At 73.4% G+C, this 26,214-nt stretch carries 24 protein-coding genes; 13 read left to right on the forward strand and 11 right to left on the reverse strand.

The features are described 5' to 3' along the window. Positions 1-33: 33 nt before the first annotated feature. A complete protein-coding gene (locus ACWGH0_RS11230; RefSeq protein WP_453403900.1) occupies positions 34-1,236 on the reverse strand; it encodes a lipid II:glycine glycyltransferase FemX in 1,203 nt (400 codons plus the stop codon). Between the two features lie 198 nt (positions 1,237-1,434). On the opposite strand from ACWGH0_RS11230, the gene ACWGH0_RS11235 reads away from it, so the two are divergent. Beyond that, the gene (locus ACWGH0_RS11235; protein WP_453403901.1) at positions 1,435-2,631 is read left to right on the forward strand and encodes an Ig-like domain-containing protein; all 1,197 of its coding nucleotides are present in this window, start codon (positions 1,435-1,437) and stop codon (positions 2,629-2,631) included. 9 nt (positions 2,632-2,640) lie between these two features. On the opposite strand, the gene ACWGH0_RS11240 is transcribed toward ACWGH0_RS11235, so the two are convergent. Beyond that, positions 2,641-3,300: a pirin family protein gene (locus ACWGH0_RS11240; protein WP_453403902.1), complete on the reverse strand. Its 660-nt coding sequence runs from the start codon at positions 3,298-3,300 to the stop codon at positions 2,641-2,643. 58 nt (positions 3,301-3,358) lie between these two features. On the opposite strand from ACWGH0_RS11240, the gene ACWGH0_RS11245 reads away from it, so the two are divergent. From ACWGH0_RS11245 to fabF, 5 genes are all read left to right on the forward strand, one after another. Further along, on the forward strand, positions 3,359-4,558 hold the full coding sequence (locus tag ACWGH0_RS11245) for a PucR family transcriptional regulator (RefSeq protein ID WP_453403903.1): 1,200 nt from the start codon (positions 3,359-3,361) through the stop codon (positions 4,556-4,558). Between the two features lie 89 nt (positions 4,559-4,647). Further along, positions 4,648-5,568 (forward strand): ACP S-malonyltransferase, encoded by a 921-nt coding sequence (locus ACWGH0_RS11250; protein ID WP_453403904.1) that lies wholly within the window; start codon positions 4,648-4,650, stop codon positions 5,566-5,568. 14 nt (positions 5,569-5,582) lie between these two features. After that, complete coding sequence (locus ACWGH0_RS11255; RefSeq protein ID WP_453403905.1) at positions 5,583-6,614, forward strand: beta-ketoacyl-ACP synthase 3; 1,032 nt, start codon at positions 5,583-5,585, stop codon at positions 6,612-6,614. Between the two features lie 70 nt (positions 6,615-6,684). After that, the gene (locus tag ACWGH0_RS11260) at positions 6,685-6,933 is read left to right on the forward strand and encodes an acyl carrier protein (protein ID WP_453403906.1); all 249 of its coding nucleotides are present in this window, start codon (positions 6,685-6,687) and stop codon (positions 6,931-6,933) included. A gap of 78 nt (positions 6,934-7,011) precedes the next feature. Then, entirely contained in the window at positions 7,012-8,274 is a 1,263-nt protein-coding gene (fabF, locus tag ACWGH0_RS11265; protein WP_453403907.1) for a beta-ketoacyl-ACP synthase II, read from the forward strand. Between the two features lie 84 nt (positions 8,275-8,358). On the opposite strand, the gene ACWGH0_RS11270 is transcribed toward fabF, so the two are convergent. After that, positions 8,359-9,843, reverse strand: coding sequence for an outer membrane protein assembly factor BamB family protein (locus ACWGH0_RS11270; RefSeq protein WP_453403908.1), 1,485 nt, complete (start codon positions 9,841-9,843; stop codon positions 8,359-8,361). A gap of 84 nt (positions 9,844-9,927) precedes the next feature. Continuing rightward, entirely contained in the window at positions 9,928-10,422 is a 495-nt protein-coding gene (locus ACWGH0_RS11275; RefSeq protein ID WP_453403909.1) for a DUF3145 domain-containing protein, read from the reverse strand. A gap of 306 nt (positions 10,423-10,728) precedes the next feature. Between ACWGH0_RS11275 and ACWGH0_RS11280 the strand changes: the two genes are divergently transcribed. Together ACWGH0_RS11280 and ACWGH0_RS11285 are read left to right on the forward strand one after the other, a co-directional pair. Further along, positions 10,729-11,655: an SGNH/GDSL hydrolase family protein gene (locus ACWGH0_RS11280; protein WP_453403910.1), complete on the forward strand. Its 927-nt coding sequence runs from the start codon at positions 10,729-10,731 to the stop codon at positions 11,653-11,655. 11 nt (positions 11,656-11,666) lie between these two features. Continuing rightward, positions 11,667-12,635, forward strand: coding sequence for an aldose epimerase family protein (locus tag ACWGH0_RS11285; protein ID WP_453403911.1), 969 nt, complete (start codon positions 11,667-11,669; stop codon positions 12,633-12,635). A gap of 60 nt (positions 12,636-12,695) precedes the next feature. Here the strand turns inward: ACWGH0_RS11285 and ACWGH0_RS11290 are convergent, their stop codons facing one another. After that, a complete protein-coding gene (locus tag ACWGH0_RS11290) occupies positions 12,696-15,263 on the reverse strand; it encodes a beta-glucosidase (RefSeq protein WP_453403912.1) in 2,568 nt (855 codons plus the stop codon). 150 nt (positions 15,264-15,413) lie between these two features. Here ACWGH0_RS11290 and ACWGH0_RS11295 point away from each other — a divergent pair, with 150 nt between their 5' ends. Both ACWGH0_RS11295 and ACWGH0_RS11300 read left to right on the forward strand, forming a co-directional pair. Then, the gene (locus ACWGH0_RS11295) at positions 15,414-15,989 is read left to right on the forward strand and encodes a TetR/AcrR family transcriptional regulator (protein WP_453403913.1); all 576 of its coding nucleotides are present in this window, start codon (positions 15,414-15,416) and stop codon (positions 15,987-15,989) included. 52 nt (positions 15,990-16,041) lie between these two features. Continuing rightward, positions 16,042-17,352 (forward strand): pyroglutamyl-peptidase I family protein, encoded by a 1,311-nt coding sequence (locus ACWGH0_RS11300; protein WP_453403914.1) that lies wholly within the window; start codon positions 16,042-16,044, stop codon positions 17,350-17,352. A 67-nt stretch (positions 17,353-17,419) separates the two neighbouring features. Here the strand turns inward: ACWGH0_RS11300 and ACWGH0_RS11305 are convergent, their stop codons facing one another. After that, positions 17,420-18,028: a LysE family translocator gene (locus ACWGH0_RS11305; RefSeq protein ID WP_453403915.1), complete on the reverse strand. Its 609-nt coding sequence runs from the start codon at positions 18,026-18,028 to the stop codon at positions 17,420-17,422. 79 nt (positions 18,029-18,107) lie between these two features. Between ACWGH0_RS11305 and ACWGH0_RS11310 the strand changes: the two genes are divergently transcribed. After that, on the forward strand, positions 18,108-18,839 hold the full coding sequence (locus tag ACWGH0_RS11310; RefSeq protein WP_453403916.1) for a carbon-nitrogen hydrolase family protein: 732 nt from the start codon (positions 18,108-18,110) through the stop codon (positions 18,837-18,839). Here ACWGH0_RS11310 and ACWGH0_RS11315 read toward each other — a convergent pair. Then, positions 18,829-19,635, reverse strand: coding sequence for an EI24 domain-containing protein (locus ACWGH0_RS11315; protein ID WP_453403917.1), 807 nt, complete (start codon positions 19,633-19,635; stop codon positions 18,829-18,831). The two genes, ACWGH0_RS11310 and ACWGH0_RS11315, sit on opposite strands and share 11 nt — an antisense overlap. 4 nt (positions 19,636-19,639) lie before the next feature. Further along, a complete protein-coding gene (locus ACWGH0_RS11320) occupies positions 19,640-20,152 on the reverse strand; it encodes a GNAT family N-acetyltransferase (RefSeq protein ID WP_453403918.1) in 513 nt (170 codons plus the stop codon). A 172-nt stretch (positions 20,153-20,324) separates the two neighbouring features. Between ACWGH0_RS11320 and ACWGH0_RS11325 the strand changes: the two genes are divergently transcribed. Continuing rightward, a complete protein-coding gene (locus tag ACWGH0_RS11325; RefSeq protein WP_453403919.1) occupies positions 20,325-22,898 on the forward strand; it encodes a M14 family zinc carboxypeptidase in 2,574 nt (857 codons plus the stop codon). A gap of 96 nt (positions 22,899-22,994) precedes the next feature. On the opposite strand, the gene ACWGH0_RS11330 is transcribed toward ACWGH0_RS11325, so the two are convergent. Further along, positions 22,995-23,423, reverse strand: coding sequence for an organic hydroperoxide resistance protein (locus tag ACWGH0_RS11330; protein ID WP_453403920.1), 429 nt, complete (start codon positions 23,421-23,423; stop codon positions 22,995-22,997). A gap of 67 nt (positions 23,424-23,490) precedes the next feature. Continuing rightward, positions 23,491-24,510 carry an NADP-dependent oxidoreductase gene (locus ACWGH0_RS11335; RefSeq protein ID WP_453403921.1) on the reverse strand — a complete coding sequence of 340 codons (1,020 nt, stop codon included), beginning with the start codon at positions 24,508-24,510 and terminating at the stop codon, positions 23,491-23,493. Between the two features lie 92 nt (positions 24,511-24,602). On the opposite strand from ACWGH0_RS11335, the gene ACWGH0_RS11340 reads away from it, so the two are divergent. Continuing rightward, positions 24,603-25,025 (forward strand): MarR family winged helix-turn-helix transcriptional regulator, encoded by a 423-nt coding sequence (locus ACWGH0_RS11340; protein ID WP_453403922.1) that lies wholly within the window; start codon positions 24,603-24,605, stop codon positions 25,023-25,025. Between the two features lie 79 nt (positions 25,026-25,104). On the opposite strand, the gene ACWGH0_RS11345 is transcribed toward ACWGH0_RS11340, so the two are convergent. Beyond that, a complete protein-coding gene (locus ACWGH0_RS11345; RefSeq protein WP_453403923.1) occupies positions 25,105-26,154 on the reverse strand; it encodes an SCO2400 family protein in 1,050 nt (349 codons plus the stop codon). Positions 26,155-26,214 lie beyond the last annotated feature (60 nt).

Raw genomic sequence — 26,214 nt, forward strand, 5'->3', positions numbered from 1 at the left:
ACGGCGGCTTCGGCGGGGCGGGCAGCGTGGTGCTCACCGGCGTGCCAGGTACGCCTGGAAGGCGCGGTACAGCGTGTGGTTGGCCGTTCCCGGCATCGGTGTCTCCCACTCCCCCAGTGTTTCGACGACCTGTCCGCCCGTGCCGAGCTTCCAGCGCAGCAGGCCGTGCCCCCGGTCGTCGGGATCAAGGGTGGAGGGTACCCCGCGCATGTCGTACACGTCGGCGCCCAACGCGTGGGCGTCCCGCAGCATGCGCCACTGAAGGGCGTTGGAGGGGCGGACCTCGCGGCGGTGGTCGGCGGAGGCGCCGGTCTGGTACCAGACCCGCCGGCCCACCGTGATCATGGTGTGGGCGGCGAGCGTCTCGCCGCCGTGGCGGGCGAGGTAGAGCTTCATGCGGCCCGGCTGCTCGGCGTTGAGGACCTCGTACTGGCGCGCGTAGTACGCCAGGGAGCGGCCGAGCCGGAACCCGTCGCGGTCCTCGGTGATCCGCAGCAGCCGGTAGAACTCGGGGAGGTCGGCGGCGCCTCCCACGGACACCTCGACACCGGACTTGTCGGCCCTGCGCACATTGCGGCGCCACTCCTGGTTGAGCCCGTTCCACAGGTCGTCGACGGTGCGCCCGGCGAGCGGCACCTGGAAGACGAGGCGCGGCTGCGCGTCCCCGTCGCCGCCCGGGCCGTCGCCGCCACAGCGCCGCCAGCCGCGTGCCCGCAGCCGCTCGGACACGGCGGTGCCCAGGGGGTCGACCTCGCAGGCGAGGACGTCGTGGACGCTTCGGCCGGGGCCGGTGAGCTGCTTGAGGCGGGCGGCGTTCCAGCGGCGGAAGGCGGGCGCGGGCCCGATGCGCACGGCGAAGACGCCGGCCGCCCGCAGGTGGCGCAGCAGCGGCGTGAGCCAGCCGTCGATGTCCGGGTCGGCCCAGTCGGCGTACGGCCCCTCCGGCAGGTACGCGAAGTACTTGCGGGTGCCGGGGAACGGGCGGAGCAGGACCAGGGCCACTCCGGTGAGCTCCCGCGGGCCGGGCGGGCCGGAGCCGTCGACGGCGGGTCCCCAGCCGATCAGCCGCGACTGCCAGCCCTCCTTCACACCGGCCCAGGAGGGGCACTGGAGGAAGCTGGGGCCGGACGGCCCGGCCGCGCGGGACGCGAGGAACGCCTGGTACGTCTCGGCGGTGATGGGCCCCAGCCGGGTCTCCCGGCTGCGGGCGGCCGCCGTCACGAGCAGAGCTGACACAGCGTGAACCTCCTTCTTCCGCCCCTTGGTCGGTGGGGGCGTCCAGGAGATTCACAGCCGTCCGTGACCGTGCCGCGCGGCGAATGTGACGGGACGACGACCGTTTGTTCCCAACCGCTGTCACATGGCCACAGGGCCGGTTTCCGGAGTTTTCCGCGGCTTAGAGTCCGGACATCCCACCCCTTTCTGGAGGCTTCCGTGAGTCATATACGTGCGTCGCGTGCCGCTGTCGTGGCCGGCGTACTGGGCGCCGTGCTCTGCGCCTGTTCGTCGAGCGGCGGGAGCGTCGCGCCGCCGGACGAGGGGAAGCCGGGCGGCCGGCCCGACCGCCCGGTGACCGTCACCGTGACGCCCGACGGCAAGGGCGCGGCCGCCGGGAGGCCGGTCGTCGTGACGGCGAAGGGCGGCACCCTGTCCTCGGTGACCGTCGTCGACGCCGGGGGCGGGCGGCTGACCGGCCGCCCGGCGCCCGGCAAGGCGTCCTGGACGTCGGACCGCAAGGCGGTGCCCGGCACGACGTACACGGTGGAGGCGAGGACCCGGACGCAGGGCGGCCGGGAGGCCACCAGCAGGACCTCCTTCAGCACGGCCGCCGCGAGCCGGGTCAACAAGCTGTCACTGGCGCCCGGCAAGAACTCCACCGTCGGCGTGGGCCAGCCGCTGTCGGTCGTCTTCGACGGCCCGGTCGCGCACCGGGCCGACGTGGAGAAGCAGCTCAAGGTCACCACCTCGAACGGCACCGTGGGCTCCTGGGGCTGGGTCCGCGACCACTCCGGCAGGGACCGCGCGGACTGGCGGCCCGAGAAGTACTGGAAGGCCGGTACGAAGGTCACCCTCGACGCCGAGCTCAACGGCACCGACTCGGGCCCGGCCGGCGGCTGGTTCGTCCGCGACTACCGCACCGGTTTCACCGTCGGCTCCCGCCAGGTCGTACGCGTCGACCTCGACCGCAAGCTGCTCACGCTGGAGCGGGACGGGAGGAAGCCGGTCGAGATCCCCGTCTCCGGCGGCACCCCCGGCGGCGACAAGCGGTCCTGGCGGGGGACGGCCGTCCTCATGTCGAAGGAGGGCACCATCAACATGAACTCGGAGACCGTGGGCCTGGGCGACGCGTACGACAAGATGGTCGACTACTCGATGCGCCTCACCTGGTCCGGGATGTACGCGCACGCCGCCCCCTGGAACGCCGCCCACTTCGGCCGCGCCAACATGAGCTCCGGCTGCATCGGGATGAGCACGGCCGACGCGGCGCGCTTCTACCGGCTGGTCCGGGTGGGCGACCCGTTCGAGATCAAGGGCCGGGACACCAAGGGCACGGTCGCCGAGGGCAACGGCTACGGCGCGTGGAACGTGTCCTGGGAGCAGTGGAAGTCCAAGAGCGCGCTGAAGGGCTGACCCGGGGGGTCAGCCGCTCATCTCCCACAGCAGCACCTCGGCGGGGGCGGCGGCCGCCACCAGCTCCAGGCCGTCCGCCCCGGTGATCAGCGCCGCGTCGCCGGGACCCAGCGCGTGCTCGCCGAGCCCGAAGCGGCCCCGTACGACGTGGGCGTACACCCGCGGGGCGTCCGGGACCGCCGTGCGCTCCCCGGCGCCCGGCCGCCGCACGTGCAGCAGCGCTCCGGCCTCGGGCAGCGCGTACGGGGTGGCGTCGGCGATGCCGCGCACGACCTCGTACGACGGCTCCCCGCCCGGGTCCACCGGCGCCAGCCACATCTGCACGAAGACCAGCGGCGCCTCACCGTCGTTGCGCTCGACGTGCCGGACCCCCGCGCCGGCGCTGAGCCGCTGCACGTCACCGGGGCGCACGACGGTGGCGTGGCCGGCCGAGTCGCGGTGGGTGAGCTCCCCCTCGGCGACCCAGGTGACGATCTCGGTGTGGCTGTGCGGGTGCTCGTCGAATCCGGCGCCGGGCGCCAGCCGTTCCTCGTTGCAGGCCAGCACGGCGCCGAAGCGCAGCAGCTCCGGGTCGTAGAAGTGCCCGAAGGAGAAGGCGTGGAGGGACTCGACACCGGCGGAGGCGTCACCGCCGCGGAAGCGGTCCGCGGCACGCCGTACAGAAATCACGGAGCCCACCGTAGCCCCGGCCCGACGGCCCGGGGTTCCGATAAGGCAGTCTTGTCCCGTGCCCCAACCCGATCCTGAGCAGCCCGCCGCGAAAGCCGCCCACCCGCATTCCGCGACCTTGCGCCGGCTGGAGAAGTCCTCCGGCCGCCTCGCCGCGAACGCGATCGCCCGCATGGACGAGACGCTGCCGTGGTACCGGGCCATGCCCCCGGAGAACCGGTCGTGGATCGGCCTGGTCGCCCAGGCCGGCATCGCCGCCTTCACCGAGTGGTTCCGGCATCCCGAGACCCCGCAGGCCATCTCCACCGACGTCTTCGGCACCGCGCCCCGCGAGCTGACCCGGGCGATCACCCTGCGGCAGACCGTCGAGATGGTCCGTACGACGATCGAGGTCATGGAGACGGCGATCGAGGAGGTCGCGGCGCCCGGCGACGAGTCGATCCTGCGCGAGGCCCTGCTCGTGTACGCCCGCGAGATCGCCTTCGCGACCGCGCAGGTGTACGCGCAGGCCGCCGAGGCGCGCGGTGCCTGGGACGCCCGTCTGGAATCGCTCGTCGTGAACGCGGTGCTGTCCGGGGAGGCCGACGAGGGCGCGGTCTCCCGCGCGGCGGCCCTGGGCTGGAACTCCCCCGAGCACGTCTGCGTCGTCCTGGGCACCGCGCCCGACGGCGACTCCGAGCTGACGGTCGAGGCGATCCGCCGCGCCGCCCGGCACGCCAAGCTCCAGGTGCTGACCGGCGTGCTCGGCAGCCGCCTGGTCGTCATCGCGGGCGGCAGCGACAACCCGCTCCAGGTGGCGAAGGCCCTCATCGGCCCGTACGCCGCCGGACCCGTGGTCGCCGGGCCCATCGTCCCGGACCTGCTCGCCGCCACCCGGTCCGCGCAGGCCGCCGCCGCCGGGCTCAAGGCGTGCCAGGCGTGGCAGGACGCCCCGCGCCCGGTCCTGGCGGACGATCTGCTGCCGGAGCGGGCGATCGCCTCCGATCCCGCTGCGCGGGAGCAGTTGGTGGAGGAGATCTACAGACCGCTGGAGGAGGCGGGCTCGGCTCTGCTGGAGACGCTGAGTGTGTATCTGGAGCAGGCGAGCAGTCTGGAAGGCGCGGCACGGATGCTCTTCGTGCACCCGAACACCGTGCGATACCGCCTTCGACGTGTGACGGACGTCACCGGATGGTCACCCTCCGATGTTCGATCCGCCTTCACTCTGCGCATCGCGCTCATCCTGGGGCGTCTGGCCGACGGGGACCCCCAGCCCTAGACTTTTGTCGAACACCAACAAATCCCCCGACGGTTCTTGGTCCCTGTCCCCACGGGCCCGCAGGTCCGTCCACAAGAGAGAGTGTGAGGGTGCTCGTACTCGTCGCTCCCGGCCAAGGCGCTCAGACGCCCGGCTTCCTGACTCCCTGGCTCGACCTCCCCGGCGCCGCCGACCGGCTCGCCGCCTGGTCCGACGCCATCGGGCTCGACCTCGTCCACTACGGCACGCAGGCCGACGCGGACGCGATCCGCGACACGGCCGTGGCCCAGCCGCTGCTGGTGGCGGCGGGTCTGCTGTCCGCCGCAGCGCTGGACGCCCGCCCGCACGTCTCCGCGGTCGCCGGACACAGCGTCGGTGAGATCACCGCCGCCGCGTACGCCGGTGTGCTCACCGAGGAGGCCGCGCTCGGCTTCGTCCGTACGCGCGGCCTGGGCATGGCCGAGGCCGCCGCCGTCACCGAGACCGGCATGGCCGCGCTCCTCGGCGGCGACCCCGAGGCCGTCGTACCGCACCTGGAGAAGCTGGGCCTGACCCCGGCCAACGTGAACGGCGCGGGCCAGATCGTGGCCGCGGGCACGCTGGAGCAGCTCGCCGCGCTCGCGGAGGACAAGCCCGAGGGCGTACGCCGGGTCGTGGAGCTGAAGGTCGCCGGCGCGTTCCACACGCACCACATGGCCCCCGCGGTCACCGAACTCGGCAAGGCGGCGCAGGACCTGGTCGTCTCCGACCCGGCCGTCACCTATGTCTCGAACGCCGACGGCCGTACGGTCTCCACCGGCTCCGAGGTCGTCGCGCGCCTGGTCGCCCAGGTCTCCAACCCGGTCCGCTGGGACCTGTGCATGAAGACCCTGGAGGAGCTGGGCGCCACCGCGCTCATCGAGGTCTGCCCCGGCGGCACGCTGACGGGCCTCGCCAAGCGCGCGCTGCCCGGTGTGAAGACTCTCGCGCTCAAGACCCCCGACGACCTCGAAGCGGCCCGCGCGCTCATCGCTGAGCACGCGGCGCGATAGGAGCCCGAGAGAGCATGTCGAAGATCAAGCCCAGCAAGGGCGCCCCGTACGCGCGGATCATGGGTGTCGGCGGCTACCGTCCGACCCGGGTCGTGCCCAACGAGGTGATCCTCGAGACGATCGACTCGTCCGACGAGTGGATCCGCTCCCGCTCCGGCATCGCGACCCGGCACTGGGCCTCCGACGAGGAGACCGTCGCCGCCATGTCGATCGAGGCGTCCGGCAAGGCCGTCGCCGACGCCGGGATCCGCGCCGACCAGATCGGCGCCGTGGTCGTCTCGACCGTTTCGCACTTCAGCCAGACCCCGGCCGTCGCCACGGAGATCGCCGACAAGCTCGGCACGGCGAAGGCCGCGGCCTTCGACATCTCGGCCGGCTGCGCGGGCTTCGGCTACGGGCTGACCCTCGCCAAGGGCATGATCGTGGAGGGTTCCGCCGAGTACGTGCTGGTCATCGGCGTCGAGCGGCTGTCCGACCTGACCGACCTGGAGGACCGCGCGACGGCCTTCCTGTTCGGCGACGGCGCGGGCGCGGTCGTCGTCGGCCCCTCCGAGGAGCCGCACATCGGCCCGACCGTCTGGGGCTCCGAGGGCGACAAGGCGGGCACGATCAAGCAGACCGTGCCGTGGGACCGCTTCCGCATCGGCGACGTGTCCCAACTGCCCCTCGACTCCAAGGGCGAGGTCAAGTTCCCGGCCATCACGCAGGAGGGCCAGGCGGTATTCCGCTGGGCCGTCTTCGAGATGGCGAAGGTCGCCCAGCAGGCGCTGGACGCGGCCGGGATCACCCCGGACGAACTGGACGTCTTCATTCCGCACCAGGCGAACATGCGGATCATCGACTCGATGGTGAAGACTCTGAAGCTGCCGGAGCACGTCACGGTCGCCCGTGACGTCGAAACCACCGGTAACACCTCGGCCGCCTCGATTCCGCTCGCGATGGAGCGGCTCCTGGCGACCGGACAGGCGAAGAGCGGCGACACCGCGCTGGTCATCGGCTTCGGGGCGGGTCTCGTCTACGCCGCGACGGTCGTTACCCTCCCCTAGGCACGTCCGGACCTTTCCGGACCTGCCGCTGTACCCCATTCCCTCTGCACAACACCGAAGGAGCGCCACCATGGCCGCCACTCAGGAAGAGATCGTCAACGGTCTCGCCGAGATCGTCAACGAGATCGCCGGCATCCCCACCGAGGACGTCCAGCTGGACAAGTCCTTCACCGACGACCTGGACGTCGACTCGCTGTCCATGGTCGAGGTCGTCGTCGCCGCCGAAGAGCGCTTCGACGTCAAGATCCCCGACGAGGACGTCAAGAACCTCAAGACGGTCGGCGACGCCGCCGCCTACATCCTCAAGCACCAGGCCTGATCCGGCCGGTCCTGTGTCGCCGCCCGGCGGTGGCGCCGTGAAAATTCAGCACCCTCTACACGTGGAGAAAGAATTCCTGTGAGCCCGACCAATCGCACCGTGGTCGTCACCGGTATCGGCGCAACAACACCGCTGGGTGGCGACGCCGCATCGACCTGGGAAGGTCTGATGGCCGGACGTTCCGGCGTCAGGCCCCTGGAGGGCGAGCGCTTCGCCGAACTCCCCGTCCGCATCGCGGCCCTGGCCGCCGTCGACCCGGGCGACGTACTGCCCCGCCCGCTGGCCCGCAAGCTGGACCGCTCGGCGCAGTTCGCGCTGATCGCGGCCCGTGAGGCGTGGGCCGACGCGGGGTACACCGACAAGGCGGGCGAGGACGAGAAGATCCAGCCGAACCGTCTCGGCGCGGTCATCGCCTCCGGCATCGGCGGCGTCACGACGCTGCTCGACCAGTACGACGTGCTGAAGGAGAAGGGCGTACGCCGCGTCTCCCCGCACACCGTTCCCATGCTCATGCCGAACGGCCCCTCCGCCAACGTCGGTCTCGAGGTCAACGCCCAGGCGGGCGTGCATACTCCGGTCTCCGCGTGCGCCTCCGGCGCCGAAGCCATCGGTTACGCCGTCGAGATGATCCGCACCGGCCGTGCCGACGTGGTCGTCGCCGGCGGTACGGAGGCGGCGATCCACCCGCTGCCGATCGCGGCCTTCGCCAACATGATGGCGATGTCCAAGAGCAACGAAGAGCCGCAGAAGGCCTCGCGCCCGTACGACACCGGCCGCGACGGCTTCGTCCTCGGCGAGGGCGCGGGTGTCGTCGTCCTGGAGTCGGCCGAGCACGCCGCCGCGCGCGGTGCGCGGGTGTACTGCGAGGTCGTCGGCCAGGGCCTGTCCGCGGACGCCCACCACATCGCGCAGCCCGAGCCGAGCGGCCGCGGCATCGCCGTCGCCCTGCAGAACCTGCTCGACGACACCGGTCTGAAGCCTGCCGAGATCGTGCACCTGAACGCGCACGCCACCTCGACCCCCCAGGGCGACGTCGCCGAGATCAAGGCGCTGCGCAAGGTCCTCGGTGACGACCTCGACCACGTGGCGGTCTCCGCGACGAAGTCGATGACCGGTCACCTGCTGGGCGGCGCGGGCGGCATCGAGACCGTCGCGACGGTGCTGGCGCTGCACCACCGGAAGGCCCCGCCGACCATCAACGTCGACGACCTCGACGCCGAGGTCGACGCGGACGTCGTGCGCGACGAGCCGCGGGTGCTGCCCGAGGGCACGATCGCCGCGATCAACAACTCGTTCGGCTTCGGCGGCCACAACGTGGTCCTGGCCTTCCGTACGGTCTGATCCGCGCGGCACACAGCCGAAAAGGCCCTGCCGGGAGCTCCGCGCTCCCGGCAGGGCCTTCGCCGTCGCGCTCCCCGTGCGGGGTCAGCGGACGGCGAAGACCGGCGGTTCGCCGTCGGTGTACCGGTTGACGACGACGTATCCGTCGCGCACCGCCAGCATCTCGGCGTCGATGGACACCGGCGCCTCCTTGCCCAGCGTCGTCTTCTCGACGGCGCCCTTCGCCCGGGGGTCGAGCACGGCGACGTCCGAGCGCGGCCATCCGGAGGTCAGCGCCGCCACCCGGCCGTCGTCCCGCAGGGCGAGCGCGCCGATGTGGCCGATCTTCGGACTGCGCCACAGCTCCCGGCCGTCCTCGATGGAGAATCCGGCGACGTACTGGGGCACGATGTCGCCCGGCTTCTGGACGGCGGCGACCAGCGTGCCGCCCGACACGAACGGGCCCTCGGCCTTCAGGTCGTCGGGAGACAGCCGTATGTCGAGGTCGCCGGAGCGGCCGGACAGCGGCACGGCCGCGCGCGCCTCGCCCCGCTCGTCGAAGGAGAGCACCGCGCGCACGCCCCGCTCGTCGGTCTCCTGGAAGCCGATCACGGCCGGCTCGACGGAGTACACGTACGCCGTGCCCGCGCTCTCGACCGGGAGCTTCGTCACCCACTCCTGCGCACCGGTACGGGTGTCGAGGGCCAGCAGCCGCGCGGTGACGGCGCCGTCGCTCTTGACCCGGGCGCACTCCTCCACGAGCAGGGTCCGGGCGGCGTTCGCGCCCACGGTGAGGATCCGGCAGCGTTCGGGCACCGGCCGCTTCCACTGTTCACCGCCGGTGCGGGCCGACCGGGCGCGCACCGCGCCGTCCTCCAGGGTGACGGCGGTGGCGCCGCCCAGGGCGATGCCCTTGCCGATGCCCTCACCCTTGAGGGTCCGCTTCCAGAGCGTGGCGCCGTCGTCGAGCCGGACGGCGGCGAGGGTGGAGCAGGGCTTGTTGTGGCGCCCGTAGGCGACGAGTCCCACGCCTGCGGACGGCTGGGCGCTCTGCGCGCACACGGACTCGCGGACCGGTGCGGGGGTGCTCCACCGCTCCTCGCCGTCCTTCACGGCGTAGGCGGCCAGGCCGTCGGTACGGACCCGCACGACGGTGTCGCCGGTGGACCAGCCGCGCAGCCCCTTGACGGTGGCGGGGCGGTCCACCGGCGCCTTCCAGGCGATGTCCAGCCGGTCGACGCCCTTCATCGGGGAGGTGATCCGCACCTTCTCGCCGCGGAGCCACTGGTACCCGTACAGCCCGGGCAGGACGCCGATCAGCAGTCCGGCCACCACCACGCCGGCGACGGCCGCCCGGCGCAGCCCCGCCGCGCCCAGCGCCTTGCTCAGGGCGAGGGAGCCGCCGAAGGAGAACGCGAACGCGAGGAGGAGCACGGTGGGCAGCCCCTGCGGGCAGTCACCGCCGCCGCACGCCCCGCCGGCCTCGCGGAACAGCGCGGTCCAGCCCAGGACGTGGAAGACGACGGCCCAGCAGACCACGACTGACGCCAGCAGTACGGCGGCCACTTCGACCGCCGGTCGTATACGCACAACCAACCCCCACACAGAGCGGTGCACGGCATGTGCACCGTGGGGCGGAATGTATCGGGCGGCCGTCGCGCGCGGTCGAGAGGGTCAGACCACCTGGTGGAGCCAGCGCACGGGGGCGCCCTCGCCCGCGTATCTGAAGGGTTCGAGTTCGTCGTCCCAGGGCTTGCCCAGCAGCTTGGCGACCTCGGCCTCCAGGTCGGTCTCGCCGCCCACCGAACGGGCCAGGGCGGCGCGCAGCCGGTCCTCCGGGACGAGGATGTCGCCGTGCATTCCGGTGACGGCGTGGAAGATGCCGAGGCCGGGGGTGGAGCTGTAGCGCTCGCCCTCGGCCGTCGGGGAGGGTTCGGCCGTCACTTCGAAGCGCAGCAGGTGCCAGCCGCGCAGGGCGGACGCCAGCTTGGAGGCGGTGCCCGCCTGGGCCTGCCAGGAGAACTCGGCTCTCCAGGTGCCGGGCGAGGCCGGCTGTCTGATCCAGTCGAGGTTGACCCGCACACCGAGTACGCCCGCTACTGCCCATTCGACGTGCGGGCACAGCGCGCGCGGTGCGGAGTGAACGTACAGAACTCCACGTGTCGTCACCGGGACCTCCAGTGTGGGACGAGGTTCGCCTTCCCCAGCGGCCTCGCGCCCGTACCGCCTCTTCCCGGTCGGCTCCCGAGGTTGTCAACAGTAAACAGCATCGGGAGTTAATCTCCTGAAAAGGGACAGTATGTGACGTGATGTAATTTACCGGAGCCCCGGATGGGCGAAGGGCTGCTGGTTCGACGGGGAAAAACTACCGTGCGGCGGCGTCCGGCGGGTGACGTACTGTCGGTCGGGGTGGACGCGGACACGAAGCTTTCACCCGCCAGGACGCCGGTACGACGCCACGGAGGGGATCAGGGCATGCGGGTACGCCGCCGAGTGCGCGGCCGGGAGCGCCGGCCGCGTGCCGCCGCAGCCGCCGCGACGGCGGCCCTGCTCGTCCTGGCGGGCGCGCTCGCCGGGTGCGACGCCGGGGACGGCACGGAGCCGGGCGAACCGCCGGCGGCCCGCCCGGCCGTCCCGAAGCCGACGCCCCTGTGGGACCGCAGCCCGGAGTCCGTCGCCGCGGTCGGGGACTCCATCACGCGCGGCTTCGACGCGTGCGAGGTCCTCGCGGACTGCCCGGAGGTGTCCTGGGCCACGGGCACGGACGCCACCGTGCGCAGCGTGGCGCTGCGGCTGCTGGGCAGGGCGGGGGCGGTCGCCCGCACCTGGAACCACGCCGAGTCAGGCGCGCGGATGGCCGAGCTCCCCGAGCAGATGACGCGAGCCGTCGCGGACCGGCCGGAGCTGGTGACGGTCATGGTGGGGGCGAACGACGCCTGCCGCAAGGACGTGTCGCACATGACATCGGTGGCTGACTTCCGGACGTACTTCGAGACGTCGGTGAAGAAGCTGCGCGAGGAGCTGCCCGAGTCGCAGCTGTACGTGTCGAGTGTGCCGGATCTGAAGCGGCTCTGGTCGCAGGGGCGCGCCAACCCGATGGCCAAGCAGATCTGGGGGCTGGGCATCTGCCCGTCCATGCTGGCCGGCCCGGACGCCACGGACGCGGGGTCGGTGGCGCGGCGCGAGTCGGTGCACCGGCGGGTGGTGGCGTACAACGAGGTGCTGCGGGACGTGTGCGCGAAGGACGCGCGCTGCCGCTACGACGGCGGCGCGGTCTTCGACTTCCGTTTCACCGGGCGGCAGTTGAGCCAGTGGGACTGGTTCCACCCGAGCAGGAACGGGCAGCAGCGGCTGGCCGAGATCGCGTACCGCAACATCACGGCGGCGGAGCCTCCCGCGTAGGGTCTTCCGTCATGGACGCGCAACCTTCCCCGGCACGCCCGGAGCCCTTCGGCACGCTCGACGACGGCACGCCCGTCCACCGCTGGGTCCTGGAACGGGACGGCGTGGTGGTGCGCGTGCTGACGTACGGCGGGATAGTCCAGTCGGTGGAGACCCCGGACCGGCACGGGCGCACGGCCGGTGTGGCGGTCGGGTTCGACTCCCTCGCGGGGTACGTGGAGCGTCCCGGGCCGTACTTCGGGGCGCTCGTCGGGCGGTACGCCAACCGGATCGCGGGCGGCGCCTTCACCCTGGACGGGCGGACGTACGCGCTGGCGCGCAACGGGGGCGCGCACAGTCTGCACGGCGGCGAGCGCGGCTTCGACAAGCGGGTGTGGGAGGCGCGGCCGCTGCCGTACGGCGTGCGGCTCTCGCGGGTCAGCCCCGACGGCGAGGAGGGTTTTCCCGGGCGCGTCGATGTCTCGGCGGCGTACACCCTGGAGGCGGGCGGGGCGCTGCGGATCGCCTACCGGGCGGTCACGGACGCGCCGACGGTGGTGAACCTGACGAACCACACGTACTGGAGCCTGGGCAGCGGCGGCCCGCGCGAGCTGCGCCTCGCGGCGGGGGCGGTGACGCCGGTGGACGGCGAGGGGATACCGACCGGCGCCATGGACACGGCGGCGGGCTCGCGGTTCGACTTCCGTGCTGCGCGGGTCCTCCGCGGCGGGTACGACCACAACTTCGTGCTGGACAAGGGGGTCACGGCCGAGGCCGAGCCGGTGGGCGAGCTGTACGACCCGGGGTCGGGGCGGGTGGTGACGATCGCCACGACGGAGCCGGGGGTGCAGGTGTACACGCCGGACGGGTTCGACGGGGTGGCGCTGGAGACCCAGCACTTCCCCGACTCGCCGAACCGGCCCGGGTTCCCCCCGGTGGTGCTGCGCCCGGGCGAGGTCTACGCGTCGGCGACGGTGTACGGGTTCGGGGTGCGGGGGTAGCGGCGGGGGCGCGGCCGGGCCGCCCCCGCCGGCCCGGCACCCCGCCCCCGCCCCGCTGGGTCAGTCGCCCTGGAGGTCCAGCGTCGCCGTCAGCCGGACGTCGGTGAGGGAGCGGCCCGTACGGACCTCGTACGTGCCGGGGACGAAGGACCAGGCGCCCGCCTCCTCGTCCCAGATCTCGAACGCGCGCGCCGGCAGGGTGATCTCCGCCTCCGCCCACTCCCCCGGCGCCGCCTCGACGTTCGCGAACCCGGCAAGCCACCGGGCCGGGCGCTCCACCGCGTCCGCCTGCGGGGCCAGGTAGACCTGGACGACCTCGCGGCCGGCGCGCGCCCCGGTGTTGCGCACCCGGATCTTGGCCGTCGTGCGGGTCGCTTCCAGCGACTCGTACTCCCAGGTGGTGTAGCCCAGGCCGTGGCCGAAGGGGTACGCCGGCGCGGCGCCCGCCCTGTCCCAGGCGCGGTAGCCGATGAAAAGCCCCTCGCGGTAGTGGAGTTGCCCGTCCGTCGGCGCGACCTCGGTCACCGGCGCGTCCGCGAGGGCGGCCGGCCAGGTGGTCGGCAGCCGGCCGCCCGGCTCCGCCGCGCCGAGCAGCACGTCGGCGAGCGCGGCGCCGCCCTCCTGGCCGGGGAACCAGCCCAGCAGCACGGCGGCCACCTCCTCGCGCCACGGCATCTCCACCGGGGAACCGGCGTTGACGACCACGACCGTGTTCGGGTTGGCGGCGGCCACGGCGTGCACGAGGTCGTCCTGGCGGCCGGGGAGGTGCAGGTCCGCACGGTCGAAGCCCTCCGACTCGACCTCCTCGGTCGTGGCGACCACGACGACGGCCGCGTCCGCGCCGCGGGCCGCCTCCACCGCCTCGGCGATCAGGTCGTCGGGGTCGCGCCGGGGCGCCGCGTGCAGGAACGAGAACATCACCGCGGGGAGCGGTGCGTCGTCCCGCCGGTCGAGGAGGTGGGTGAGCGAGACCTCCACGGGCTCGCCCGCCGTGAGGCGGACCCGTCCGCGTTCGGCGGGGGCGCCGAAGAACGCCTCGAAGGGGTCGGCGGCGTCGGACACCGGCTGCACGCCGTCGTACAGCACCTCACCGGCGACGGTCAGCGTGAACGCGCCGGGGCCCCGGGTGCCGAACGTGTGCTCGCCGCTCTCGCGCGGGGTGAAGACGCCCTTGACCTCGACGCTGTGGAGCGTCTCGTGCGTGACGCCGTCGGGCAGGTCGTCGCCGATCCACTGCACCTGGCCGCCGGGGAGCGAGCGCGTGCCGATGACGTCACCGGCCGCGTCCCGGCAGACGGCGTGCAGGACGAAGCCGGTCGCGGCGGGGGCGAGTTCACCGCTGGGGTCGGCTCCGACGGCGTACGTGAGCGCCACGCCGGGCAGCGCGGCGGCGAGGCCGTCGAGCGGGGAGACGACCCGCTCGGGGAAGACGGTGGCGGAGCCGCCGCCGAGGACGCGCGCGTCGCGGGCCGCCGCGCCGCTCAGGGCGAGTGTGCGCAGCTCGGAAGGGTCGAGGGGCAGGACGCGGCGGCCCGCCGCCCGCACCACGTCACGGGCCTGGCCCGCGGGCTCGTCGCGTGGGCCGGTTGCCGCCTCGGTCCTGGCGGCGTCGCGCGCCTCGCCGCGTACCTCGTTGCGTACGAGGACGAACGCGCGGCGGGCCACCTCGCGGGCCAGAGCCTGGCCGTCCACGGGCTCCGGCAGCTCGGTGACGGCCGGCGGCGCGCCGTCCAGGGCGCCGACCCGTGCGGCGAGCCGCAGCACGTTGCGCACGGCGTCGTCGACCACGGCTTCGTCGACCTCGCCCGCGCGCACCGCCCCGGCGAGCGCGTCGCCGTACACCGTGACGGGGCCCGGCATGGCGGCGTCGAGGCCGCCCCGGACCGCGCCGGTGGTGGAGCGGGCCGCCGTCCAGTCGGAGACGACGAAGCCGTCGAAGCCCCACTCGCCGCGCAGCACCTCGTTCTGCAGGAAGTGGTGCTCGGTCATGCTCACGCCGTTGACCTGGTTGTACGCCGACATGACGCCCCACGGGTGGGCGTTCTTGACGATGGCTTCGAAGGGCGCCAGATACAGCTCGCGCAGGGGCCGGGGTGCGATGACGTTGTCGACGGTGAAGCGGTCGGTCTCGGCGTCGTTGGCGACGAAGTGCTTGACGGTCGTGCCGACGCCGCCGTCCTGGACGCCCTGCACGTAACCCGAGCCGATCTCGCCGGTGAGGTACGGGTCCTCGGAGTAGCACTCGAAGTGCCGGCCGCCGAGCGGCGAGCGGTGCAGGTTGACGGTGGGGGCCAGCAGGACGTGCACGTCCTTGCGGCGGGCCTCCTGCGCGAGGAGGCGACCGGCGCGGCGGGCCAGCCCGGGGTCCCAGGTGGCGGCGAGCGCGGTCGGCGACGGCAGCGCGACCGACGGGTCGTCCGCCGTCCAGCGGACGCCGCGCACGCCGACCGGGCCGTCGGACATGACCAGCGACTTCAGGCCGATCTCGGGGAGCGCGGGCAGCGACCACATGTCCTGGCCGCCGAGCAGCGCGGCCTTGGCTTCGAGCCCGAGCTTGCCGAGCGCCGCCTCGACGGCCTCTTCGCGCACGCGGTCGGGGGTGTCCTGGGTGCTGGGGTCGGCTGCCACGTCCGTACCTCCTCGTTGAAGTCCTGTGGGGTCACTCGCCCTTCCATCGTCACGGGTTTACCTGTAGAGCGGTAGGGTTCGTTATGCATACGTGATAATCGGCCATGGCGTACCGTCCTGCCAGCACGTACGAGGGAAGGAACCGGGACGATGGCCAGGGCCAGGAGCGAGGAGCGGCGGGCGGAGATTCTCCGCGCCGCGCTCGAAGTGATCGCCGAGCGCGGCTACCGCGGGGCGTCGCTGAGCGCCGTGGCCGAACGGGTCGGCCTGACGCAGCAGGGGCTGCTGCACTACTTCCCCACCAAGGAGGCCCTGCTGGTCGCCGTACTGGAGGAGCGCGACCAGTGGGACACCGGCGGCTCCGGGCGCAGCTCCGGGGCCTGGCGGCTGGATCTGCTCGACTCGCTCGTGGAGTACAACGCGATGCGCCCCGGCATCGTGCAGACCTTCTCCGCGCTGCTCGGCGAGAGCGTCACCGAGGAGCACCCCGCGCGGGAGTTCTTCACCCGGCGGTACGCCCAGGTCCGCGAGGGGACGGCGGCGGCGCTGCGCGGCGAGTACGGCGACGCGCTGCCCGGCGGGCTCACGCCGGAGGAGGCCGCGCCGCTGCTGGTGGCGGTGATGGACGGGCTCCAGTACCAGTGGCTGCTCGACCCGGGCTCGGTGGACATGCCGGCCGCCTTCCGCGACTTCCTTGCCCTGCTGCGCCGGCCACCCGCCCCGTAGCGCGAGCCCCACGCGTACCGGGATACTTCCGCCACCCGACGGAAGGATCACCGTGTCCCCGATACGCCCCGCACGTCCGACGCGCGCCCGGCACACCGCGGCCGGCGTCGCACTCCTCACCCTCGCCCCGCTGCTCGGGGCGCTGCCCGCCGCGGCGGCCGGGCCTGCGGCGGCTCCGACCGCCGCGGCGGCGGGTGTCGAGGAGCAGCGCCTGGAGCGGGCGGCGCCCCAGGAGATCCTGCGGCGCAGCGGATTCGACTCCGTGGCAGCGGACTTCGGCGAGGCGCTGGGCGGGGCGCGGTCGTACGCCGCCGCCGAGGAGGCCGTCGTACGGCACGGGACGCGGCTGTGGCGGCGGGCCGTCGACCGGGCGCAGGGCCGGGGACCGGCGGGCGGGGACCTCAGCCGGGACGACGACCGGCCGCTGTACTGGTCGCGGCTGGGCATGACCCGCGAACTGCGGCAGTGGCAGGCGCCGTTCGCGCTGACGGACGCGGCGCGGGCGAAGCTGCTGGACCGGCTGGAGCGCTCGTCGCGCGGACAGGACACGATCCGCTTCCCGTCAGGGGCGGGGGCGGCCGGGGCCGGGGCCGGGCACGACGGCGGGGCCAAGGGCCTGAAGCGGGTGCTCGTCACCGGTTTCGACCCGTTCACGCTGGACCGGGACGTGCGGATCAGCAATCCGTCGGGCGCGACGGCGCTCGCGCTGGACGGCACGGTCGTGCGGACGGCCGACGGCCCCGCGCGGATCGAGACGGCCGTCTTCCCCGTTCGGTGGCAGGACTTCGCCGACGGCACGGTGGAGCGTGCCCTGCGCCCCCATCTGCCGCACCTCGACCTGTTCACCACCGTAAGCCAGGGCAGGGTCGGGCGCATCGACGTCGAGCGCCACAACGGGGCCTGGCGCGGGGGCTTCGGGGACAACGAGAACGTGTCGCGGACGGGGACCGTTCCGGTGAGCGATCCCGGCTCGCAGCCGCAGTGGACCACCACCACGCTCCCGTACCGGGAGATCGTCGCGGCGGACACCGGCCGCTTCCCGGTGTACGACAACACGTCGGTCACCGAGATACCGGCGGGCTCCACCACCCCCGTGGTCCGGCCGGGAGGCCCGACGCCGGGCTCGACCGCACGCGCCGGGGGCGGCGGCGACTACCTCTCCAACGAGATCGCCTACCGCGCGACGCTGCTGCGCGACCGGCTGGGACTGCCCGAGCTGCCCGGCGGGCATGTGCACACCCCGGTGCTCCAGTTCGGCGCGGGCAACACCACCGAGGTGACCGACCCGGAGTTCGTCCGCAACCGGCTGGACATCGTCGCGCAGGTACGGGCGGTCGTCACGGTGGCGGCGGGTGCCTCCTGACGGGCCCACGGGGCGCGGGGATCGGGCTCAGCGGGCCTCGGGCGCGGCTCGGCGGGCAGCAGCGGGCTCAGCGGGCGACGCCGAGGGTGACGCCGAGGCCCACCAGCACCGAGCCGATCGCGCGGTTGAGCGCCTTCTGGCGGCGCAGCATGGCGGTGCGCAGCCGTGAGTCGGAGAAGAACAGCGCGATCGCGCCGAACCACCCGAGGTGCGCCGCCGACATGAAGAGCCCGTAGCCGGCCTGCTGCCACACCGGGGTCCCGGGGCCGACGACCTGGGTGAAGGTGGACACGACGAACAGGGTGGTCTTGGGGTTGAGGACGTTGGTCAGGAAGCCGGAGCGCAGTGCGCCGAGCGGGCCGAGCTCCGGCTTCGACCCCAGGTCGACGGTGAGGTCGGCGCGGGCGGTGAAGGTCCGCACGCCGATGTAGACGAGGTAGGCCGCACCCGCCAGCTTGATGGCGGTGAACAGTTCGGTCGAGGAGGCGATCAGCAGGCCGACGCCGAGCATCGTGTACGTCACGTGCACCAGGACGCCCGCGGCGACTCCGGCGGCGGCGAACAGTCCGGTCGTACGCCCGTAGAGGCAGCTGTTGCGGACGACCATGGCGAAATCGGCGCCCGGGCTGATGACGGCGAGCAGGGTGATGACGGCCACTGCCGCGATCTCTGTCATGGTGCGATGCTCGCGGACTGGCCACCGGTGATCAAGTGCCTTTCGCCGTAGGCACTTTCGGCGGTGCAGAATGGGCCGCATGATCGTCGCAGCGGCGCAGTTCACGTCCGTCGCCGGCTCCGTCGGCGCCAACGCGCGCCGGATGGCCGGGTACGTACGGGAGGCCGCCGCGCGCGGCGCCCAGCTCACCGTCTTCGCCGAACTGGCGCTGACCGGCTACGAGCCGGAACTCATCGCCCGGGACCCCTCGCTGCTCGTCACGGCCGGCGACCCGCGTCTGGAACCGGTCGCGGCGGCCTGCCGCGAGACGGCCACGGCGGCCCTCGTCAACTGCGCGGCGCCTGCGGTGGACGGCGGCGACCGTCCCGCGATCACGTCCTTCGTCGTCGGCCCGGACGGCACGCCGCTCGCCCGTTACGACAAGCAGCATCTGTACGAGAGCGAGCGTGAGGTCTTCGCGCCCGGCGCGGGCGACGGCCGGTTCGAGCTGGACGGCGTGCGGTGCGCGACGGCGACCTGCTTCGACAACCACTTCCCCGAACTCGCCGAGCGGGCCGCAGCCGACGCGTGCACGCTCTACCTGGCCAGTTCGCTGTACGGCAGGGGCGACGGCGAACGCGAGCGCCTGGCGGTGTATCCCGCTCTGGCGAAGGACCACGGGCTGTACGTCGTCCTCGCCAACCACGTGGGCCCGGCGGGGACGTACGACGCCTGCGGCCTGAGCGCGGTGTGGGGGCCGGACGGTACGGCGGTGGCCGAGGCGGCGCGGGACGAGGCGGGCCTGGTGCTGGCCGAGGTGCCTACGCCGTAGCGGGCGGCGGCGTCACCATGTCGCCTGCCACGACGTCGTCCGCGTCGGCCGACGGCTCCTCCAGCAGGTCGCGCGCCATCAGCGTCGCGCCGGCCACCGCGCCGGGCATCAGGAACACGGCGACCAGCGGGACGAGGAAGGCGAGGGTGATCGGGACGCCGAAGCCGAGCGTGAGCAGGCGCCGGCCGCGCAGCAGCGTGAGCCGCTCCTTCAGTTCGATGCCCCGGCGCTGGAGCGCCACCGACGTCAGCTCCTGCGCGAGGAAGAAGCCGGAGACGCAGAAGCCGGCGACCGGGACGACGGTCTGGCCGATCACGGGGATGAAGCCGCAGGCGAAGAGCAGGACGCCGTAGAGCAGCACCCGGGCCAGGACGCGCAGGCTGTCGCGGGCGGAGATCCACAGTTCGCGGATCAGCGGGAGGTCCGACTCGGGGGCGGTCCCGTCGGGGGACACCGAGCGGTCGACGCGCTCGGACAGCGCCTCGTAGAAGGGCTGTCCGACGAGCAGCGTGACGGCGGTGAAGGTGATCACCGCGAGGAACAGCGCCAGGGCGAAGAGCAGGGCGGTCAGCGCGCCCCGGAAGAGGCCGAGCCACGGCGAGCCCCAGCCGTCGGCGAAGGGCGTGGCCCAAGCCGTGAGGTCGTCGGCGCCGAGGCCGAGCCCGACGAGGGCGCCCACGTACAGCACGAAGGTCACGAGGCCGGGCAGAAGTCCGAAACCGTAGGACTTGCCGTGCCGGGCGACCCAGCGCTGGCCCTTCATGAGATAACCGAAGCCCACCCCGAGATCACGCATGGGATCAGCCTATCCACTGGTCCAGGCGGAGCCGATACCGCGTACCCGGCTGCCCGCCCAGGTCGATGTCGCCGACCGGGACGAAGCCGGTGCGGGCCAGGACCGCGCGCGAGGCGGCGTTGCCGAGCGTGGTGGCGGCCGTGAGCGCCGTGAGGCCGTACTCGTTCGCGGCACGGGAGCGGATCTCCCGGACGGCGGCGACGGCGAGGCCGCGGCCGGCGACGCGTTCGGCGACGCGGTAGCCGAGGTCGGCGCTGCCGTTCTCGACGTCGACCAGGTTGACGCGGCCCAGGACCGCGCCGTCGTCGTCGAGCAGGAGGTGGAAGTGGCACGCTCCGGCGTCCTGCTCGGCGAGCAGCGCGGCGTGGCGGGCCGCGAAGCGGGTGAAGTAGTCGTCCCCGCGGTCGGGCACGGACCGGGCGAAGTAGGCGCGGTTCTCCCGCTCGAAGGCGAGGAGGGCAGGGGCGTGGTCGTCGCGCAGGCGCGTCAGGTTCAGGGCAGGGGGTCGTGGCGGCACAGGTGGACCGTACAGAAGGCGAGCGGTTCGCGGCTCCCCCTTTTCCCGGTCGGCCGCCACCACGCCGTCGGGCAGGGGCGGCTCAACGCCCCCTTGCCGCCGGGTGATTCACCCGGTAGACCCTGCACGACGATCACCACCTCTGATCGCTTCCGAGCACCCGGAGACACGCATGGGCACTGGTATACCGAGACCGCTCCTCATCACCGCCGCCGCCATGACGAGCGCACTCCTGCTCTCCCCCGTCGCCGCCCTCGCCCGCCCCGGACCGCCGGGCGGCGGCGACGGGGTGCACCGGGAGCGGGCCGCCGATCAGGGGCAGGCGGCCCGCACCCCGGCGGGGGCCGCCGCGCGGGCGCTCGACTCCGGCCGGGCCGGGACCGGGCAGCGGCACGGCGGCGGGTATCCGCGCCGTACGCACCTGACGCCGCCCGCGCCGGACCCGGCCGACAAGTCCGTCAGGCTGGGGCTCGCGCCGTACCACTCCCTCGCTCCGAAGCTGAACGCGCTCCAGAAGCTGGGCGACCGGGTCAGCGTCGAGATCGCAGGCAAGTCCGCCGGCGGGCGCGAGCTGTACCTGGTGACGGTCACCGCGCCGGAGAGCGACCGCCAGGCCCGCGAGCAGGAGCGGATGCGGGAGCTGATCGAGAACGCGCCGTCGGCCGCCGCCGGGGACCGGCGCCTCAAGTCCGCCTACAAGGCACCGGTCTTCATCAACAACAACATCCACGGCAACGAGTGGGAGGGCACGGACGCCGCCCTGAGGCTCGTCGAGGAGCTGGCGAAGGCCAAGGACCGCAAGACCGCCGATCTGCTGGCGAAGACCCGTGTCCACCTCAACATCACGGCCAACCCCGACGGGCGGATCGCCGGCACCCGTGCCAACGCCAACGGCTTCGACCTGAACCGGGACTTCATCACCGCGACCCAGCCCGAGACCCGCGCGATCCGGCGGATCGCCGTCGACAAGCAGCCGGCCGTGATGATCGACCTGCACGGGTACGTCAACGGCACGCTCATCGAGCCGACGACCCCGCCGCACGGCGAGAACTACGAGTACGACCTGTTCCTCAAGAACTCCTACGCCAACGCGCTGGGCATGGAGGAGGCCGTCAACGGCCTCGGCTACACGGCCGCGGAGGACGGTGTCGAACCCGCCGTCATCCCGTTCCGCGACCAGGAGGAGGGCTGGGACGACTGGCCGCCGATCTTCACGCCGCAGTACATGCCCTTCCAGGGAGCGGTCGCGGCGCACACGATCGAGTTCCCGCTCCAGGTCAACAACCGGGCGTACGACACCCTGCCGGTGGCGGAGCTGCGGCGCAGGGCCGCCGTCAACACGGACATCGCGGGCGCGGCGATGCGCGCGACGCTCGACTACACGGCCCGCCACCGGTCCGCGGTCGTCGCCGACCAGATCGAGACGTTCCGGCGCGGCGCGGCGGGCGCGGCGCAGGTGCCGGTGTCCCCCGAGACGGTTCCTGGCGTGCCCGGCATCGGTCCCGAGGACGTCTACACGACGGACTTCCCCCGGGCGTACGTCGTCCCGGCGGGCCGCGGCCAGCGCTCCGCGACGGCGGCGGCCCGGCTCGTCGGCCACCTCGTCGCCAACGACGTGCGCGTGGCCCGCGCGCACCGCGACTTCCTGCTGGGCGGGCGGTCGTACGAGGCGGGCTCGTACGTGGTCGACATGCGGCAGCCCAAGCGGGGCCTCGCCAACGTGATCCTGGCCGCGGGCCGGGACATCAGCGCGGACGTCTCGACGATGTACGACATATCCGGCTGGAGCCTCGGGCTGCTGTGGGGCGCGAGCGTGGAGGAGGTGCGCGAGGCCGGTCCCGGCCGGCTCGGCGTACCCGGGCACGCGGTCCGTGCCGCCCCGTCCGCCGGGTACGTCGCGCCGCGCGGCGACCTGCGGCTGCGGCTCGACGACCCCGGGGAGCTGGCGGCGCTCAACTCCCTGCTGCGGGACGGCGTCCGGGTGCGGCGTACGGCCGACGGCAGCGCGCTGGTGCCCGCCTCGGCCCGCAAGAAGGCCGCCGTGCTCGCCGAGCGGCACGGCGTCGCGTTCCACGCGACCAGGGCCGGGGGCGTGGCCCCGCTGCACCGCACGCGGGTGGCGGCGGCGGTGGCGCCCGGCGAGCTGCTGGCGCTGCGGGAGATGGGCTTCGACGTCGTCCCGGTGTCGACTGCGGCGCTCAACGCCGGCTTCGACTGGTCCCGGGCGGACGTGCTGTTCGTGTCGGGCGGCCTGGAGTACGGGAAGCTCGACGCGGCGGCGCGCGGCGCGCTGGACGCGTTCCTCTCCGGTGGCGGCGGCCTCGTCGGGCGCGGCGCGGCGGGCGCCGCGCTCAACGCCGACGCGGGTCTGCTGGCGGTGAAGCCGGTCGAGGGCAACGGGGACGCCAACGGCGTCGTCCGGGTCGTCAACGCGGGCGGCGCGGTGACCGGCGGCGCGCCCGCGCACACCTTCGTCTACTCCCCGGTGTGGTTCACCGACCTGGGTCCGGGCGTGCGCGTCGACCAGTCGTACGGCGCGGGCAGCCCGCTCGTGTCCGGCCACTGGCGTGCGGCGCGGGACGGCGGCGGCGGTCCGCTGGACGCGGCCGGCCGGGCGGCCGTCGTCAGCGGTACGTCGGCGAAGGGCGCGCCCGTCGTGCTCTTCGGCACGGAGCCGCTGTTCCGCGCGCACCCGAAGGGTGTGTTCGCGCAGGTCGGCCGGGCCCTGCTGCACGCGGCGGGCTGAGGAGCGGCGAAGGGCCGCACCCCGTGCGGGGTGCGGCCCTTCGTTGTCACGCGAAGCGGTACGCGGCGACGGGACGCCGCGCGTCGCGTCCGGACGTCAGACGACGGCCAGGTCGACCTTGATGTTGCCGCGGGTCGCGTTGGAGTAGGGGCACACCTGGTGCGCCTTCTCCAGCAGCGCCAGGGCGGTCGCCTCGTCCACGTTCGGGATGTGCGCGGAGAGCGCGACCTCGAGGCCGAAGCCGCCGTTCCCGTTCGAGCCGATGCCGACCTTGGCGGTCACGGTCGAGCCCGAGACGTCGACGTTCTCCTTGCGCGCCACGACGCCCAGCGCACCCTGGAAGCAGGCGCTGTAGCCGGCGGCGAACAGCTGCTCCGGGTTGGTGCCGGCACCGCTGCCGCCCATCTCCTTCGGCGGGTTGACGACGACGTCCAGCTTGCCGTCGTCCGTCGCGACGCGGCCGTCACGGCCGTTCTCGGCGGTGGCGACAGCGGTGTACTTCACGTCTATGTCGAGAATGGTCATGCTGAGGCATTCCTCCTGCTTCGTACGCCGCGACTCGCGCCCACGACCGCGGCGGCTGGGGGTGAGCCTATCGGGTGAGCGAAACGATCATCTTGCCGGTGTTCTCGCCCCGGAGCAGACCCACGAAGGCGTCGTAGCCGTTCTCGATGCCCTCGACGACCGTCTCGCTGTACTTCAGCTCGCCCGAGCGGATGTAGGCCGAGACGTCCTGGACGAACTGCGGCTGGAGCGCGGCGTGGTCGCCGACCAGCACACCCTGGAGGCGCAGTCGCTTGCCGATGATCAGCGCCATGTTGCGCGGTCCCGGCGTGGACTCGGTGTCGTTGTACTGGGCGATCATGCCGCAGATGGTCGCGCGGCCGTGCACGTTCAGGGAGCCGATGGCCGCTTCGAGGTGGTCGCCGCCGACGTTGTCGAAGTAGACGTCGATGCCGTCCGGAGCGGCCTCGCGCAGCTGCTCGGCGACCGGGCCGTTCTTGTAGTTGAAGGCGGCGTCGAAGCCGAGGTCCTCGATCAGGTGCTTGACCTTCTCGTCGGAGCCCGCCGACCCGATGACGCGGGAGGCGCCCCGCAGCTTCGCCAGCTGGCCGACCTGGCTGCCGACGGCGCCGGCCGCGCCGGAGACGAAGACCGCGTCGCCCTCCTTGAAGGAGGCGACCTCGAAGAGGCCCGCGTACGCGGTGAGGCCCGGCATGCCGAGGACGCCGAGGTAGGCGGAGAGCGGGGCGAGCGCGGCGTCGACCTTGGTGGCGTGCTTCGCCGGGACCTCGGCGTACTCGCGCCAGCCGAGCCCGTGCAGGACGTGGTCGCCGACGGCGAAGCGCTCGTCGGCGGAGGCGATGACCTCGCCGACCGCGCCGCCGTCCATCGGCTGGTCCAGCTTGAACGGCGGTACGTACGACTTCACGTCGTTCATGCGGCCGCGCATGTAGGGGTCGACGGAGAAGTGGAGGTTGCGGACCAGTATCCGGCCTTCGCCGGGCTCCGTCACCGGGGCTTCGCGCAGCGCGAAGTCCTCGGGCTTGGGCCAGCCGTGCGGACGGGCGACGAGGTGCCAGGAGCGGCCGGTCGTGGGCAGTGCGGTCATGCGGTGCGACCTCCTTGGAAAAGCTTCAGGTACTGAAACAACCATGCTCCTGGATATTTCAGATTGTCAAGTAAATCGGTACGATGGGCCCCATGACGCCGCGTACCGACCCCCTGACTCTCGAAGTCGTCGAGCTGATCGGCGAGGTCGTCTCCCGCTACCACCAGGAGTACGACGAGGCGGCGGCGGAGCACGCCCTCACCGGCGCCCAGGCGCGCGTGCTGAGTCTGCTCTCCGTCGAACCGCTGCCCATGCGGCGGATAGCCAGGAAATTGAAGTGCGAGCCGTCGAACATCACGGGGATCGTCGACCGGCTGGAGACGCGCGGCCTCGTCGAGCGGCGGCCCGACCCGGCTGACCGGCGCGTCAAACTCGCCGCCGCCACCGAGGACGGGCGGCGGACCGCGGCGAGACTGAGCGAGTCGCTGGACTTCGCGCGGGAGCCGCTCGGCGAGCTGTCCGACGACGAGCGCACCGCCCTGCGCGACCTGCTGAGGCGGATGCTGGGGAGCTGACCGCCCGGGGCTCCCTCAGGAACACCACCAAAGGAACCGGGGCTCCCTCAGGAACACCACCAAAGGAACCGGGGCTCCCTCAGGAACACCACCACAGGAACCGGTCGCACTCGTCCTCGGTCGGCGTGGGTTCCGGTGTCGGCTGCGGGGGCGGGGCCGGGTCCGCGGACGAGGCCGGCGGCGGGGGCGGCGGCGGCTCCGCGGGGGCGGGGGCGGAGGACGGTTCGGCCCCGGGCTCCTGGGGAGCCTCGCCGGGGGCCGACTCCTCGTCCGACGCGGTGGCGCCCGCGGTGCCGGTGGCCTTCGCGGAGGCGGACTTCGACGGCTTGGCGGAAGGCGAACCGCTGTCCGAGGCGGAGGCCGAGGCCGAGGCGGAGGCACTGCGTCCGGACGCCGAGGGGCCGGCCTCCGCGCCCACGCCCGCACCGGCACCCCCGGCGCCCGCGCCGCCGGTCGCGGACGGGTCGCCGGGGCCGCCCTCGCCGCCGTCCTCCCCGTCGCCGTCCCCCTCGCCGTGCACCGCGCGGGAGATCCATCCCTCGCCGCCCGACTCGGTGGCGAGCTCCGCCAGGCTCAGCGCACCGCCGGCCAGCACCAGCCCCATGCCCACCATCGCCATCTTGCGCCCCCGGCGGCGGTGCGCCCTGCGGCCGCCGCGACCGCGCTCCGTACGGCGGGCGGCGCGGCCGGGAGAGGCGGGCGGCGAGGCGTCGTCGGACGCGTCGTCGTCCAGTGCGTCGTCGCCGTCGGGGGCGTCGGGCCCGGCGTAGGCGTCCGGTACGCCGTAGGCGTCGGGCCCGTCGTAGGTGTCCGGCCCGGCGTCCGGCAGGTGGTGGCCGTGGTCGTCGCCCTGCGTCCCGGCGGGACCGTACGCCGCGTGGCCGTCGTAACCGCTCTGGTCGTGGCCGTGCGCGCCATGGACAGCGTGCGCCCCGTGGCCGCCGTGCGCGCCATGGACACCGTGCGCCCCGTGGGCAGCGTGGCCGCCGTACGCGTCGGCGCCGCCCCCGGACGGGCGGGTGTCGTACGCGTCGGGCGCGGTGCGGCCGAGTTCACCGACGGGGGCTCCGCATCCGGCGCAGGCCAGAGCGCCGTTGAGGTGCCTGCGGCAGGAGTAGCAGTAGTCCATGGCGCCCGCAGGTTATGCGTCACAGGGTCACCATCGGGAGCCCGAGGTGTGAGGATCCTG

The organism is Streptomyces sp. NPDC054887 (assembly GCF_053610585.1).

Bases quoted from the DNA above. Each gene is read 5' to 3' on its own strand.
- ACWGH0_RS11260 (WP_453403906.1), top strand. From the start codon at position 6,685: ATGGCCGCCACTCAGGAAGAGATCGTCAACGGTCTCGCCGAGATCGTC.
- ACWGH0_RS11315 (WP_453403917.1), bottom strand. From the start codon at position 19,635: ATGCGTGATCTCGGGGTGGGCTTCGGTTATCTCATGAAGGGCCAGCGC.
- ACWGH0_RS11285 (WP_453403911.1), top strand. From the start codon at position 11,667: ATGGACGCGCAACCTTCCCCGGCACGCCCGGAGCCCTTCGGCACGCTC.
- ACWGH0_RS11305 (WP_453403915.1), bottom strand. From the start codon at position 18,028: ATGACAGAGATCGCGGCAGTGGCCGTCATCACCCTGCTCGCCGTCATC.
- ACWGH0_RS11335 (WP_453403921.1), bottom strand. From the start codon at position 24,510: ATGACCGCACTGCCCACGACCGGCCGCTCCTGGCACCTCGTCGCCCGT.
- ACWGH0_RS11295 (WP_453403913.1), top strand. From the start codon at position 15,414: ATGGCCAGGGCCAGGAGCGAGGAGCGGCGGGCGGAGATTCTCCGCGCC.
- ACWGH0_RS11325 (WP_453403919.1), top strand. From the start codon at position 20,325: ATGGGCACTGGTATACCGAGACCGCTCCTCATCACCGCCGCCGCCATG.
- ACWGH0_RS11255 (WP_453403905.1), top strand. From the start codon at position 5,583: ATGTCGAAGATCAAGCCCAGCAAGGGCGCCCCGTACGCGCGGATCATG.
- ACWGH0_RS11330 (WP_453403920.1), bottom strand. From the start codon at position 23,423: ATGACCATTCTCGACATAGACGTGAAGTACACCGCTGTCGCCACCGCC.
- ACWGH0_RS11345 (WP_453403923.1), bottom strand. From the start codon at position 26,154: ATGGACTACTGCTACTCCTGCCGCAGGCACCTCAACGGCGCTCTGGCC.
- ACWGH0_RS11310 (WP_453403916.1), top strand. From the start codon at position 18,108: ATGATCGTCGCAGCGGCGCAGTTCACGTCCGTCGCCGGCTCCGTCGGC.
- ACWGH0_RS11280 (WP_453403910.1), top strand. From the start codon at position 10,729: ATGCGGGTACGCCGCCGAGTGCGCGGCCGGGAGCGCCGGCCGCGTGCC.
- ACWGH0_RS11340 (WP_453403922.1), top strand. From the start codon at position 24,603: ATGACGCCGCGTACCGACCCCCTGACTCTCGAAGTCGTCGAGCTGATC.